Here is a 13,851-nt window from a genome sequence, read left to right on the forward strand (position 1 = left end):
GCTGAGAATCGGGGAAATAGATTGGACCGAAATGAAGATCACGACTCATCCGCCTGACATATTTATTCTCCGCTTCCTCCTGTTCCAACCATCTTCCATTCCAGGTTAAAAACTTCGCGTCCCTCTGCGACCTTTGCGCCTGCGCGAGCCATCCATCATCATCTTTATTTCCAGCATTCGCCATCACTCCAGCAGATGCAGCAGGAGCTTCGGATCGGTCGCCGCGCGGAGGGCGGTTTCCCGGTCGATGAGCCGATCCCGGACCAGGGTGGCCAGGGAGCGTTCGAGAGTGATCATCCCGTCTTCGCCGCCGGTCAGCATGGCGTTGCGCATGAAATGGTCCTGGCCTTCCCGGATTCCGTTAGCGACCGCCGGAGTCACTAGCAGCTTTTCCACGGCGGGAACCAGCCCTCCGCTGCGGGACGGCACGAGGCGTTGCGACAACACGGCCCGCAGCGACAATGCCAACTGGCTGCGGATGTGGCCCTGCTGGTGGCCGGGAAACACATCGACGATGCGGTTGATCGCCGTCGAGGCGCTGGCGGAGTGGAGCGTGGAAAGAACCAGGTGTCCGGTTTCCGCGGCGGTTAGGGCGGCGGAGATCGTGTCGTGGTCGCGCATCTCCCCTAGCAGAATGACGTCCGGGCTTTCGCGCAGGGCCGCGCGCAGGCCGGTCGCGAAGCTCTCCACATTGCTGCCGACCTCGCGCTGATGAATCATGCACTGGATCTCGCGGTGCTCGTATTCGATGGGATCCTCGAGGGTGATGATGTGCCGGGGACGGGTGCGGTTGAGGAAATCCACCAGCGCCGCCAAGGTGGTCGATTTCCCCGAACCGGCGACTCCGGTCACCAGCACCAGCCCGTTAGGAAATGTGGCGAGCTGATGGAGATCCTCGGAAAGGGAAAGCTCCGAGAGCTGCGGCGCGCGGCGGCGGATCGGTCGCAGCGCGGCGGCCACGCCATCCAGATGCCGGAAGACATTGATGCGAATGCGGCGGGGCCCGTCCGGCATTTCCCAGCGGACGGCGAAATCGACACTGCCGCATTGCTCAAGTGCGCCGCGGGCATCGTCGTCGGGCACCAGCGCCAGAATCTGCTGGCGGTTCGGCGCACCCGCATCGAGCGCAACGATAACGCCATTCCGGCGGATGCGTGGCGGCTTGCCGGATGATAGAAAAAGATCCGAGGCATTCTCCAAAAGCGCCTGATCGAGCAGGGCCACCAGCTCCGGATCCGGTCGGCCCGGGGACGGTTCCCTTCCGGCGACCTCCATGGCGGCTGGCTTGGAGGGAGTTTTCATGAAGCCGGCGACGGCCCGCGTCAGTGGATCCTCCGCGGTATGTCCTTCCCGAGGCACTGCTCCCAGCGTGTGAATTTCGATCCGCCACTCCGGCGGGCCCGGTTGGACGCGGTAGCCGAATTCCACACTGTTCGCTGACAGGAATTTCCCCTCATACCGCTCCTCCTCGCCGATCATCTCGCTCGAAATCCGCCGCAGCATGTCCTCCCGCAGCGCGGGCATCGAGAGTTCGATCGTCTCTCCATCCATCAGCAGGAAAGGCGTGCGATCTGAAACCAGCACCAGCCTCTCGGCCTGCCGTTCCACCATCAGTTTCAGGAATGTGTCGATGATTGCCATGAGATCTCTTGCGGAAGGATCACCCCGCCCCCGCGATAAAAGCCGCCAGCGCCCGGTTTCGTTGGAAGGAATCGCGCATCGGGCAAAATCCATGAACCCCTGACTCCGCGCCCCTGCGCGAGACATCGATTCGGATAGAATTGAAAACAGCTTCCGACCATTTTCAAATCATCTCAAAATAATGCCGGTTGGGTTTATTGAGATTTCTAACGATCGTGGCGCTGGATGGAACCTGGATGGAACCTGGATCAACTTGGGAAGAAATCTGCCAATCGGTCCCGGCAAACGGCCTAACGGCCACCCCTCCATCGCGGCGGGAACTGGTTGCAAACCCGCGGCAGCGGTTCCAGCTTGCGCGTCAAAGGATGAGTTTTTTGGCATGGATCGCGTTGGCAGGAGGGCTGCTGTTGGTGATGGCGCTGTCGTCGGTGTATTTCCGGCGACTGCCGGTGACGTCGTCGCTGATCTATCTGGGACTGGGCATGACCGTCGGGCCGCTGGGACTGGATCTCATCGCCGTGGATTTCATCCGGGAAAGGGTCAACTTCGAGCACCTCACCGAGATCGCGGTGATCATTTCTCTCTTCGTGTGCGGGCTGAAGCTCCGGCTGCCGCTGTCGCATCCGGCATGGGTGGCGGCCTTTCTGTTGGCCGGGCCGGTGATGTTGGCGACGATCGCCGGAGTCGCGGTGTTCAGCCATTTTGTCCTCGGGCTCGCATGGCCGGTGGCCTTCCTGCTAGGTGGAATCCTGGCTCCGACCGACCCGGTGCTGGCCGGGATGGTCACCGTCAATGACGCCCGCGACCAGGACCGGATGCGCTACGGTCTGTCCGGCGAGGCAGGATTCAATGACGGGGCCGCCTTTCCTTTCGTGATCTTCGCGCTGATGTGGATGGAGCACGGCTCCGTCGGCGAGTGGGCGGGTGGATGGGCGCTGCACCGCCTGTTGTGGGCGACCCCGGCGGGATTGCTGGCGGGATACTTCTTGGGAAAATGGGTGGGGCTCTTCGCCATCCGGCTTCGCAGTCGGTATCCGGACACCGGCGCGCCCAATGACTTTCTCGCACTCGCCCTCATCGCCTTGGCCTACGCCAGCGCCGAAGCCATCGGGGCTTGGGGATTCCTCGCGGTATTCGCCGCCGGACAGGGATTCCGCCGGACCGAGGTGGAAATCACCGAGATCCACCCCGCCCCCGAATACCTGGCGAATCAGCCGACGGGCGAAAAGGCTCCAGCGCCCCATCCGCCCGCCGAGGAATTTGCCAACCGGACGGCCCAGCCCGAAGAATTGAAACACCCGACCAAAGCCGCCGGTCACATGGTCGCGGAAATCATCACCTTCGGCGACACGGCGGAACGCCTGCTGGAAATGATGATGGTGGTGTTGCTGGGCATCTGCCTGTCCACCTACTGGGACTGGCGCGCGATCCCGCTGGCGCTCGCGTTGTTCATCGTCATCCGCCCGCTGTTCACGCTATTGTTTCTCGCGAAAACGCGGACGCGTCCGTCGCAACGATGGCTGATGGGCTGGTTCGGGATCCGTGGCATCGGCAGCCTCTACTACCTTGGCTATGCCCTCAATCACGGGCTCGACGAAAACACCGGGAGACTCGTGTCACTCACCTTGTCGGTGGTCGCGCTCAGCGTGACGGTGCATGGCATCACCAGCCCGCTGCTGCACTTTTACGAAAAGGCGGCAACGCGGATCAAAGCTCGCAAAGCGTTACAGCGGCGCATCGCTCCGTAAGAGGCCCGGCCACCCACCGCCACCAACACCCAAGAGTTCACGCTACAGGGAAAAAACCGAGTCACCCGCATCGGCGCGGACAACCGCGCCGAGCCTCGGAAAATTAACTTCACTTGCGGTGGCCTCGACAACGGGCATACTAAAAGGTCAATGACCCTAAAATATCTCTCCCGCACCGCCTGTGCGGCGTCCCTGGCGCTCTTCATCTCCGCGCCCTTCAGTTCGGCAACCATCCTGCTTTCCGCGGAAAATTTCGCTCTACTCGGCGGCACGGCGATCACCGGCAGCGGCGTGGCCGGGACGATCATCCGCAATGGTGACGTCGGCCTTTCGCCGGGAGCCACCTCCGGCATCACCGGGTTTCCGCCTGCGGTGATTGAAAACGGTGCCATCATCGCAACCGGCCCGGTGACGGGACAGGCGCGGCTCGATCTCATCAAAGCCCAGGTTGGCCTCGCCGGCATGCCTTCTGATAAAACCCTCAGCAACATCGATCTCGGCGGCAAAACCCTGCGCCCCGGCGTTTACACCTTCGGCGGTGCCGCCAAGCTCACCGGCGACCTGGTTCTCGATGCCCGTGGCCGAAATGGGGCCTTCTGGGTTTTCCAGATCGGCACCGCACTGACCACCACCGTGAATTCCACGGTCACCCTGATCAATCCCGGCTCTAACGGCGGGCGCGATTGCGGAATCTTCTGGAACGCCGGAAGCGGCATCACCATCGGAGCGAACAACCACATCGCCGGCAACTACCTTGCCGGAACCAGCATCACCTTCGGCGCCAAGAGCAGCGGTGGCGGTCACGCCCTGGCCCGCGCCGGCATTTCCTTGGACAACAACCAGATCGACGCCATCGGCGGACCCGGCGTCACCGGCTGGAGTCGCGGCTTGAAGTATGACGCCTCCGGTGCCGTGGTTCCCAATCCCGCCCTCTCGTTCGGTTATTCCGGAGAGCGCATCCGCACGATTCACACCGGCTCGATCTCCATCCGCGGCGATGCGACCGTGACCGCCGCCGACATCCAATGGCGCGTCAACGGAGGCCTCTGGCAAACCGCCGAAGTCGGGTATGGCGGCAAATGGCAGTTTGGCGTCAGCGCCGATAGCCTCGCCTACGGCTCAAACAAAATCGACGTCCGTGCCCGCGATTCCCACGGCGGCAAAACCGCGATCAAGCAACTCATCATCCGCCGCCCTCGCTAACAGTTCCGCGGACTTGGAATGGGGAGAAACGACACCCCTGTCGTTTCCCTCTCCGGTAGGTGATGATGAAAGACCTGCCCGGCTGTCATCGCCCCTCATTGGCTGTCTGAGAAATGATGAATTCTGTTATCGCGCAGAGACGCAAAGGCGCAGAGGTTTTTTAGGTTAGAGCAAGGCTGCGCATTACCGCAAAACCCATCAACCCTCTGCGTCCCTGCGGCTCTGCGCGAGAAACCTCTTTCAGATGGAACGGGAAATAGCTTCCGACCATTTTCGGAACGCCTCTAAGCGGCCGACTGAGAAATAATGAATCCTGTTATCGCGCGGGGACGCAGAGATTCTCCAAGTTAGAGCAAAGCTGCCAATCACCTCAAAATCCATCAACCCATAACTCTGCGCCCCTGCGGCTCCGCGCGAGACATCTCTCCCAGATGGAATTTGATCCATCCACCCCCGGCATTCCGGAAAACCTGATCCTGGCCGGCGGCAGCGGCACTCTCATTGTCGATTGGAATTCCGCCCGCCGCGCTACCGGCTACCGGCTGAACCTCCAGGTCACCGGCGATCCCCCGCCCCGCTGCTACGGCCTCTTCTCGGAGGAGCGCCTTCATCGCCCGCCTGATGACAGTTCCGCGAAAAGGCGTAAAATCATTCGCTATTCCATCGATGCGGCGGCAGGTAATCGGATGTCAGTTAAAAACAAGAAGCAGTTCGGCATTTGGATGGACAACCATCATGCCACCATCATCGGTCATGCCGACGCCACCGACGGCGAGTTCAAGGTCGTAGGCCACGCCAAAAACCCGGGTGCCGACGGCAATTCCAACGAGAACGCCGCCCAGAACCAGCAGAAGACCCTGCAGGCCCATTTTTTCAAGGAAATCACCAGCCACATGCAGAACGCCGATGAGGTGCATGTGACTGGAACCGGCACCATCCAGGAGCAGTTCATTCATTACCTGGCCGAGACTCCCCAGTTCAAGAACACCGTCGCCAAAGAATGCACCTCGAACAAAATGAGCGACGAAAGGCTGGTGGAGTTCATCACCGGCAAATTCAATTAGACCCTTTGACAGAAATCATTGCCGTTTTTCCTCAGGGTCAGAGAAGCTCCGTGGGAAGGATTTCATACGGCAAGCGAAACGCGGAGCCGCAGAGACCGGGGAGAGGGTCGCAGAGACTGAAAGTGCCGGGATTTGGCTCCGCGCTTCTCTCAGCGACCTCCGCGCCTCCGCGTTTCGTTTCGGAAAAGAATTTTGTGCAACCGGTCTAGATGGGAGAATCCGACCAAAAGGCTGCCCGCGGATCATCGTCGGCAGCTTTTGGTTTCATCCGTGTGTTCGCGGAGCCGCGGCAAGACACCTCCGGGGCTATCGTCTCTGCGGTATGCGCGCCGCACCCGCACTCCGGCAAAATCAAACAGGCACGAGCATCCCGTGATAGACCAGATCCCTCACGAGTTCCGTGATCCGTTCGGGTAGATCCGGGATCGCCGCCAGCTCCGGGCGCGTGCGGATCTCATCAACCATGGCCGCCGGAGTTTTCCCCTCGCGGACGAGGGCTAGCAGACGGAGGAGGTTTTCATCGATCTGGCCGTCGTAAGAAAGCCGGGCCGGGCTCGTGAGTCGGATGGTTTCGCGGTTCCAGCCACCCGCGCCCAAGGTCATGCAGGCTTCCGCGCGGACGCCATCCGGGACGCCGAAGCGGCTGTCTAGCAGAACGGGATTCGAGGCAAGCCAGGTTTGGTTGTGAATGACCCGCAGGACTTCGATCCCGGCGGTCGTGTCGAGCGTTTCGGCGGCGCGGCTTTCGGTGCGCGTCCATTCGCCGCAGGCGTCGCACTTCTGGAGGATCATGAAGCCGCCGCTGATGCGCTGGATCCCCGCGGCCTGATAGTGGGCGAGCCAGCGCTGCATTTCATCCGTGGCCGCCTGTTCGCTCGGGAAACGCGGGTCGTTGGAAATCCACCGCCACGCATAGTCGGCGGGCGAGGAGCAGTCGGACTGAAACAACCACCGGCGCATGCCTTCCGGCTCCACCCATGAGAGCGGTGCCTCGCTCCAATCGTCATCGGCCGCGTGGGTCCAGTTGATCAACACCACGGCAATGCCACCGGGCGCGAGATGCGCGGGCACTTCCCGCAGCAACCGCGCGCAGATCGAATCGCCCACCGCCGATTCCTTGTAAATCATCGTTCCTCCCGGAGACTGGACAAACGGCGGATTCGCAACGATGAGATCGAACGTCTCTCCCGCCACGGTGGCGAAACCGTCCCCCAGACGAAAATCGATGCCCTCGATGCCTGCCAGCCGCGCGGAGAAGCGGCCGAGCTCGATTGCCCTAACATTCAGATCCGTGGCCACCACCGACAGTCCGGATTTCGCCAGCTTGCCCGACAGCCAGCCGATCCCGCAGGCCAATTCCAAAGCGCGCCCTTTGGCGGGCGGCGTCAGGGAAGCGAGCGTGATGCTGGATAGGCCCACCCCCATCACGAAGTCTTCGCCGCCTTCTCCCTGGCGTCTCAGGAAATCACAGGCCACCCAGCCATCGGCCATCGGGATGATCTGATAGTTCGAGCGGATCGATCCGCCGCCGGCTTGCAGGAAACCGATCTCCAACAGCCCGTGAATGGAATCGCCCAGCGTGAGCAGCGCGCGATCACCGTCGATCGGTTCGCCCAGCGTGAAGAGGCGGATGAGCGTATTCACCGGGGACCCTTCCGGCGCGTGGCCGAGCAGGGCGGCGCTGCGGACCGTGGAGCGCATCCAGTGCTCGGGCAGCCCGAGTGCTTCGAGCGCCTCGCGGTGGTAGCCACCTCTGAGGAGATGTTTCCGAAGCGGTGCGGGATTCCATGCTTCGAGATTCTGGAAAACTCCGCCGGAACTCATTCTGTTATTGAGGGCGCACCCGATAGAATCCCACGTTCCCCGCATTGGCGATGGCTGCGGTGCTCGTCGTCGCGGTCGCCGTGACGGTGCGGAGGGTGGCGAAAGGGGTAGCTAGATCAGGGCTCCACTCGATGACGTAAACCTTGCCCACCACGCTGTTCCAACTGAGCTGATAGTTCCCCGGCGACCCGCTGACGGGAGCGAGCGCGGCTCTGAAAAACGAGGTGCCGGACTTCGGATCCGTGCCGAGCTGGTATTCCTGGAGATTGGTGAGTCCGTCACCATCCGGATCGCCGGCGGCGTTGTTGGCGCCGATGGGGAAACCGTAGGTCGTCTCCCATGCATCCGGTAGCCCGTCCGAATCGGTATCCGGATTCGTCCCTGTGCCGCTCGAGCCAGTCGCGAACCGGAAGTCGTAATTGCTGATCACCGAGGTAAAGCGGTCGTAGTAGTAAGTGTAAACAATCCGGCCGAAAACGAGGTCGAACGATTCCGACGGGACATCGCCTCCGGAGGAGATCGCGATCGATGAAACGAAAACATCCTCAAGCTCGATCCGCGCCGGTGCCGGGTGAGTGGTGTCCTGCGAGGTGAAATTCAGGTCCAAGGTCGCCTTCAGATAGTGTGTCCCTTTGGCACAGGCGGAGGTGAGTGGTGGCGACGCGCGATCCAGCCGTTTGGTGAAACCCAGCTTTCCCGGCTGCGCGGCATGCAGTTGTCCGCCGATTTGGAAGCCTTCGATTTCGATCCAATCGACATGACTCGTTTGCAGGGATTCCCCCTTGATCTGGCCGTTGAAATCCAGCCAGCCCGCGGCCTGGCCATGGGCTGATACCGCGATCATCCAAATCACCGCCGAATGCCGCCACGAAGTTCCTGACAGCTTCATGAAGTGATGCCTCATTTGGTGCTGTTGTTCGCGAAGTTCCAAGTGGCCGTGGTCGTTGGAGAGGTGGGTACCGAGCCTTTCGAATCGACCATGTAGTAGTCAGTCGTGATTTTCTCGTAGCTCAGGGAAACCGCTTCGGTCGGCCGCTCGCCCCCCGCGGACGTGGTAAGACTGCTGACGATCACGTTGGTCAGAGTGATCTTGTAGTAGGTGAGGGAGGCTCCATCAGAGTTGGAGGTCGTCAGTTCCAGGGTGACGGTCGGGTAGCGGGTTCCTACGGCGCAGCCGAGAAAAAGCTGTGGCGAGGCCCTGTCGAGAAGCTTCGTCACCACCAGGTCCGACCGGGTGGATTTGCCCGGGGTGATTCCTCCCCCGCTGGAGCTCAGAGTGACCGGGTTGGCGATGCCGGCCTGCATGGACATGATCTCGATCCACCCGGAATGTTTGACGTCGAGCGATTCGCCGGTGATGACGGGTCCGCTGGTGACGTCCACCTTGAGGAACAGGCCTCCGGCATTCGCCTGTTGGGCCACCAAGGCCACCACGGGAGGCACCAGGGCGAGGGTTCGGGAAAGGGTTGAGGGGCGCGGGGTGGTGAACATTCCCTGAAACTGCGTCAGACAGCCTAACAATTGCAATGGCGTTCGCGACAATTCAACTAGCAGAAATGCGCATTTTGCAAGATTCCGCGGTTCAGGACCAGCGCGGCGGGCCGAAACGTGCAATCCGCAATCCATCAACGCCCTACAGCCGCTGCTAGAATAAATCCGGAGGCCGTCACCGGCGGATTTCCCCCCACAAAACCGGTGGGTATTTCCATCCACCGCCGATCCTTTTTTCTATCAAACTGGGAAATCTTCCATCAGGTTGGATCGCTGGCAAAAAGCAATCGCCGGAACGCAAGGCTTCGAGGAGCGGCGGACCCCGCTCCGCTGAAACAAAAACGGCGGGGGACTTTGGTCCTCCGCTGTCGCACTTCCAACAGATCGCCCTCCGCCTGCGGGGAAATTCTCTTCACCGCGCTGACCAAATCTCAAGTTGGACGTATGAATGGGAGGAGTCCGTCGTCTATCTTCAGAACGGTTCTCTAAATCGGCCGAGTTTGCGTAACGGTGTGCTCACCCAAGCGGGCTTAGGCGTTCAATAAGGCTGCATCGACCCATCGGCCCGGCGCTTGTCCTAAAAGGGGTCAGGTGTTAGGCCTGACCCCTTTTACAAAGCATTTAAGAATTCCACACTTTGCGTTCTGTTTGCGACCTCCGCGCCTGAGGCGCTCTACGCTCCCGTGGAAACGAGTGACGTCCGGTATCGGGGAAGGGCCGTTCACGGCTTCGGAGGAGAGGGAGTCGCCGAAGAACAGGGGGGAGGAGAACGGAATCCGGATGATGACAATGCCGACAGGCTGTGTTGGGTTCCGTTAGCTAACCCTTTCGACGTTGCGCGGCGTTTTCCCATTACGATCTGCCGATGTTCGGGTTGTTGGGAGCTCCTCATCTTTATGGCCGGTTTTGGGACCACTTGTCCGATATTTGACCCTCAATATTCTTGGGATATCAGACATTACTGACATTCTCCGGAGAGAAAATTTTCAAGGAGGAGTGACCCTGAGAATTTCCCCACCCTACCAGACAATGAAAACGCAAAATACCGCGCCTGTCCTTGCCGGTTTGTTTGTGACCGCGCTTCTGACCTCCCTTGCCTCCTCCGAAATGCAGGCACTGAAACAAGCCGTCGCCGCCCTCCGTCCGCAGGACGAAGGAACCGTCACCGTACCGACCGCCAGATAAACACCACTGCGGACCACTTCTGTTATTTTACCCTGACATCACCCATGAAAAAGAACAACACCCCAACCATCGGAGCTGCCAGCCTTCTGGCGGCCGCTTTCCTCACCACCGTCGTCTCCGCCCAGAACGTCGGCATCGGCACCACCACCCCGAAGTCCAAGCTCAGCGTCAACGGCAGCACCGCCAGCGGCGGCATGGCCATCGGCGACGCCACCTACACCAGCACCACGGGCACCATCGCACCGCTCAACGGCGCAATGATCCAAGGCAACGTGGGGATCGGCACCACCGCCCCCACCGCCAAGTTGGACGTGGAAGATGGGAACATTGAATTGACCCAGTCGTTCGCGGTGCGCTGGGGTCCGGATGATACCGGCGACCGAATCTACAGCCAACTGGACGTGGGCGATCCGGGGTTCAACAGCCTGTTCATGGAGTCGCGGCAGGGCATCTTTTTCGTCGCCGATACCAACAACACCAACCCGACTGGCAACTACGGTTTCGTCTGGTCCGCCAATTCCAGTTGGAAGACCGGCGTTCCTCAGGAACTCATGCGCTTGAACAGGGATGGCAGCCTCGGCATCGGAGACGCCGATCCCACTGAAGCGCGGCTCGTTGTCCGGGGCAGCCTCGCCGGAACTGCCGGTGCCGGTCGAGGGTTCACTTCGGCTTCCGGACTAGATCTTGGGGCTGCCGCTGCTGGCCCCGTTAACTACAGCATCTACACCTCGAACGCCATCGCCGCAGGAGGCAACGTTCTATCCGGGGGAACGGTCATCGCTGCAAGCAGCCTCACTCCATCGGACAATCGGCTGAAGAACATCATCGGAGAATCCAATGCGGCGGCGGATCTTCAGACGCTGAACAAGATCAAGGTCACCGACTACACGATGAAGGATACGTCCGTGCTGGGAAGCGGTCAGATCAAAAAGGTCATCGCGCAGCAGGTGGAGGAAGTCTATCCGCAGGCAATCAGTAAAACGGATGGCTATTTGCCGGATATTTACGCGTCGGGAACAAGCCTGGCCAAAGGGAATGGCCTTTTTAAAATCGAAACAGGCAAGGCCCTGGACTTGAAAGCGGGAGACAAAGTGAAGGTCTTCACGGCAAATGGGGAGCCGGTGTTCGGCATGGTGAAAACAACGGATGGGACGAGTTTCACCGCGAATCTGGAACTCGTCCAAGACGGCGAGAAAGTCTTCGTCTATGGCCGCAAGGTCAATGACCTGCGCACCGTGGATTATGAGGCGATCGCCATGCTCAACGTCAGCGCCACTCAGGAGCTGGCGAAAAAGGTGGCCTCGCTGGAGGCCGAGAACGCGAAACTGCGGGGCGAAGTGGCCCGTGTCGCAAGCTTCGCTGCCAGACTGGACGCGCTCGAAAGCAACCAGTCCGTCAGCCTCGTCCCATCCGGCGAAAGCACCGGCATCGCGCGGGCGGAGTGATCTCGCCGAAAGATACCTTCCGCTTTCCCGGAGCCATCTGCGGTTCTCTAACCACCCTCATCAATTCACCCTGATTCCATGAAAACAAATTTACCCACCCGAAATGTCCTATGTTCCGCGCTGCTGCTATCGTTTGGCGGCGCGGGATCCGTGCAGGCCGCCACGGTCACTCTCGTTAGTTCCAATACGGAAGTAGTGACCGGAGGGGATGTTGACTACACGGTCGAGATTCTTGCCAACCAAACGCTCTATGTCGGCATTCCCTATAATAGTGCCGGTGCCTGGCCCACCAGCGAAGCGACCGACTATTTCGAAGTCGCCACTTTTCTGCTGGGCATCGGAGGCTCCTCGACGGTTTCCTTGAATTTCTACTCGGCCACAGACACGGGGGAGGCGCTGTCTACGATCGCGCCCTTGACCGGATTCACGGCAGGTTCGGCCACCGTTGGCGCGGCGGGGCCGGGATCAGCTGCGGCTCAGGGAGGCACCTCGCAGGTCAATGCGCAGGTGGGCTACGCGGATCTAATCGGCAATCCGTTTTCGTCGATTGGCAATGGCATCGTCTGGCTGGGCATCACCAATACAGGATCGAATACGGTGTCCTACTATGCGGGGGTTCCGGGCTTCGGATTCCCCTCCATCGAGTATGCCTTCGGCGATCCTTTCGATACCGCGGCAACTCAGCTTGTCGCGAATTCCTACACTTACAATTCCAACGGCACTCTCCCGGATGGTGGGAAATTCGAAAACGTGCATCCCTATCTCGTGATCACCGCGCAGACGATTCCCGAGCCGGGCACTGCCGCTCTGGGGATATTGGGAGGAGTCTTTCTCCTGCGTCGCCGGCGCATCGGCTGATGGGCTACCGGGGCAGGACGCTTCGATGCGGGTCTGCCCCGGGCTTTTCTCTTGATCCCATTTTCTCGTATGTGGAGTTCTGGAAAACGCCGGATTTTCGTAACGGGAGGAGTTTTGTTCCTGTTGCTCGTCGTCGGCTGGTTCAAGCAGCGAACCAACACCGCGAGTCCAGCCCCGGTTCGAAGCGGAATGACTTCATCCTCGCCCGCTGCCACCCAACGGGAGAGAGGGAGGGAAAAAACTTACTCTGTCCGCGAGGTGGCAGACGCTTGGTTCGCTGCCGCATTGGCATCACAAGCTGGCGGGGAATCCTCCGTGATCACGATCACATCGCAGGATTCGCCATCCCGTCGTGCCGCTTTCCGGGATCTGTTGGAGCGGCTGGATCGAAGTAATGCCGCAAGTTTGCACGATCTCGTAAGCGATGCTGCTTCGCGGGGCGACGCGGGGGCTTTCAACGAAGCGGAATGGAAAGCGTTCCTTGAGAAGTGGGGACGACTCGATGGTTTGGCGGCGCTGGCTCATTTCGAAGGCAGGGCGCAATTGGCGTGGCGTGCGCCGGGGCTTCTTCGCGGCATTGCGGCATCGGGTCCGGGGGAGGCCTCGGCGTGGCTGCAGGCACATGCGCCGTTGGAACAGGACTTGCCCTGGCGCGCCACCGCCCAGCGGGAGCTGATTCTGGGATGGCTTCAAAGAGATTTTGAAGGACCGGCGCAGTGGTTCCGCGATCATCCGGACGATCCCGCATTTGATGAGATACTCGCCGCCTTTGCCTCCGAGGCCGCGGTGAAAGATGTGGAGACCGCCTTTGAATGGGCGAAGGCGGTGGAGGGTCCGTGGCGGGCATTTGCAATCGAGAAGGTGGCTCGGGAATGGCTCGCCCGGGATCCTCAGCGGGCTTCGACGGAACTTGCGAAAGCGGGCTACACCCAGGAGATGATCGGGCTCCTTGGCACGCCCGAGGAAGGTCATGACATCACCCGCCCCTCGAAAACCTCCCAAGGACAAAGAGCGAAGGCTGCGGGTCTGCAGGTGGAGCCCGGCGGTGTCTCTATCAGCGAGTGAGGAAATCCGGTAGAAGAACAAAGGCCGGTCCCCGGGTCATGCAAGTTAGAGCAAGGCTGCGAAAATCCACCAACCCTCTGCGGCTCCGCGTCTCCGCGCGAGACCTCTCTGGCAGATTGGATTTCCAACGACTTCCGGAGATTCCCAGTCAAAACCTATCAAAATAATGCCGATTTGGTTTATTGACGTTTCTAACGATGATGCCGTTGGATGGAGGTTATCTCTAACTCGTCATCATTCCGCCGCCGATCAGGTGCGCGTTTCTCCCCTCCCTCCCCCCGCCGGGCGCGGGTGATTTGCGATGCAAGGGTGCCTCCAACGGCCGCC

Annotated in this window: 11 protein-coding genes; 7 read left to right on the top strand and 4 right to left on the bottom strand. The window is 60.5% G+C overall.

What is annotated here, in order from left to right:
- Positions 1-183: 183 nt before the first annotated feature.
- Positions 184-1,641, bottom strand: coding sequence for a PilT/PilU family type 4a pilus ATPase (locus ABIQ96_RS09860; RefSeq protein WP_348214409.1), 1,458 nt, complete (start codon positions 1,639-1,641; stop codon positions 184-186).
- Positions 1,642-2,006: 365 nt separating this feature from the next.
- Here ABIQ96_RS09860 and ABIQ96_RS09865 point away from each other — a divergent pair, with 365 nt between their 5' ends.
- From ABIQ96_RS09865 to ABIQ96_RS09875, 3 genes are all read left to right on the top strand, one after another.
- Positions 2,007-3,389: a sodium:proton antiporter gene (locus ABIQ96_RS09865; RefSeq protein WP_348214410.1), complete on the top strand. Its 1,383-nt coding sequence runs from the start codon at positions 2,007-2,009 to the stop codon at positions 3,387-3,389.
- 150 nt (positions 3,390-3,539) lie between these two features.
- On the top strand, positions 3,540-4,592 hold the full coding sequence (locus tag ABIQ96_RS09870; protein ID WP_348214411.1) for an ice-binding family protein: 1,053 nt from the start codon (positions 3,540-3,542) through the stop codon (positions 4,590-4,592).
- Positions 4,593-5,023: 431 nt separating this feature from the next.
- Entirely contained in the window at positions 5,024-5,656 is a 633-nt protein-coding gene (locus ABIQ96_RS09875; protein ID WP_348214412.1) for a hypothetical protein, read from the top strand.
- A gap of 351 nt (positions 5,657-6,007) precedes the next feature.
- Here the strand turns inward: ABIQ96_RS09875 and ABIQ96_RS09880 are convergent, their stop codons facing one another.
- Genes ABIQ96_RS09880 through ABIQ96_RS09890 form a run of 3 tightly spaced genes read right to left on the bottom strand, consistent with a single transcriptional unit; the run spans position 6,008 to position 8,971 of the window.
- Positions 6,008-7,480, bottom strand: a complete 1,473-nt coding sequence (locus tag ABIQ96_RS09880) for a methyltransferase (protein WP_348214413.1) — start codon at positions 7,478-7,480, stop codon at positions 6,008-6,010.
- Positions 7,481-7,484: 4 nt separating this feature from the next.
- Positions 7,485-8,369, bottom strand: coding sequence for a type VI secretion system tube protein Hcp (locus tag ABIQ96_RS09885; protein WP_348214414.1), 885 nt, complete (start codon positions 8,367-8,369; stop codon positions 7,485-7,487).
- Between the two features lie 11 nt (positions 8,370-8,380).
- Positions 8,381-8,971: a type VI secretion system tube protein Hcp gene (locus ABIQ96_RS09890; RefSeq protein ID WP_348214415.1), complete on the bottom strand. Its 591-nt coding sequence runs from the start codon at positions 8,969-8,971 to the stop codon at positions 8,381-8,383.
- A gap of 1,029 nt (positions 8,972-10,000) precedes the next feature.
- On the opposite strand from ABIQ96_RS09890, the gene ABIQ96_RS09895 reads away from it, so the two are divergent.
- The 4 genes from ABIQ96_RS09895 (at position 10,001) to ABIQ96_RS09910 (ending at position 13,524) form a co-directional block, all read left to right on the top strand.
- Positions 10,001-10,156, top strand: a complete 156-nt coding sequence (locus ABIQ96_RS09895; protein WP_348214416.1) for a hypothetical protein — start codon at positions 10,001-10,003, stop codon at positions 10,154-10,156.
- Between the two features lie 44 nt (positions 10,157-10,200).
- Entirely contained in the window at positions 10,201-11,601 is a 1,401-nt protein-coding gene (locus ABIQ96_RS09900) for a tail fiber domain-containing protein (protein WP_348214417.1), read from the top strand.
- A gap of 78 nt (positions 11,602-11,679) precedes the next feature.
- On the top strand, positions 11,680-12,459 hold the full coding sequence (locus ABIQ96_RS09905) for a hypothetical protein (RefSeq protein ID WP_348214418.1): 780 nt from the start codon (positions 11,680-11,682) through the stop codon (positions 12,457-12,459).
- Between the two features lie 315 nt (positions 12,460-12,774).
- Positions 12,775-13,524 carry a hypothetical protein gene (locus tag ABIQ96_RS09910; protein WP_348214419.1) on the top strand — a complete coding sequence of 250 codons (750 nt, stop codon included), beginning with the start codon at positions 12,775-12,777 and terminating at the stop codon, positions 13,522-13,524.
- The last annotated feature ends 327 nt before the right edge of the window (positions 13,525-13,851 follow it).

The organism is Luteolibacter sp. (genome assembly GCF_039920825.1).
Lineage (GTDB): Bacteria > Verrucomicrobiota > Verrucomicrobiia > Verrucomicrobiales > Akkermansiaceae > Luteolibacter.

Excerpts from the sequence above, each read along its gene's own strand:
- ABIQ96_RS09860 (WP_348214409.1), bottom strand. The coding sequence starts at position 1,641 with ATGGCAATCATCGACACATTCCTGAAACTGATGGTGGAACGGCAGGCC.
- ABIQ96_RS09880 (WP_348214413.1), bottom strand. The coding sequence starts at position 7,480 with ATGAGTTCCGGCGGAGTTTTCCAGAATCTCGAAGCATGGAATCCCGCA.
- ABIQ96_RS09900 (WP_348214417.1), top strand. The coding sequence starts at position 10,201 with ATGAAAAAGAACAACACCCCAACCATCGGAGCTGCCAGCCTTCTGGCG.
- ABIQ96_RS09865 (WP_348214410.1), top strand. The coding sequence starts at position 2,007 with ATGAGTTTTTTGGCATGGATCGCGTTGGCAGGAGGGCTGCTGTTGGTG.
- ABIQ96_RS09895 (WP_348214416.1), top strand. The coding sequence starts at position 10,001 with ATGAAAACGCAAAATACCGCGCCTGTCCTTGCCGGTTTGTTTGTGACC.
- ABIQ96_RS09890 (WP_348214415.1), bottom strand. The coding sequence starts at position 8,971 with ATGTTCACCACCCCGCGCCCCTCAACCCTTTCCCGAACCCTCGCCCTG.
- ABIQ96_RS09885 (WP_348214414.1), bottom strand. The coding sequence starts at position 8,369 with ATGAAGCTGTCAGGAACTTCGTGGCGGCATTCGGCGGTGATTTGGATG.
- ABIQ96_RS09870 (WP_348214411.1), top strand. The coding sequence starts at position 3,540 with ATGACCCTAAAATATCTCTCCCGCACCGCCTGTGCGGCGTCCCTGGCG.
- ABIQ96_RS09905 (WP_348214418.1), top strand. The coding sequence starts at position 11,680 with ATGAAAACAAATTTACCCACCCGAAATGTCCTATGTTCCGCGCTGCTG.
- ABIQ96_RS09875 (WP_348214412.1), top strand. The coding sequence starts at position 5,024 with ATGGAATTTGATCCATCCACCCCCGGCATTCCGGAAAACCTGATCCTG.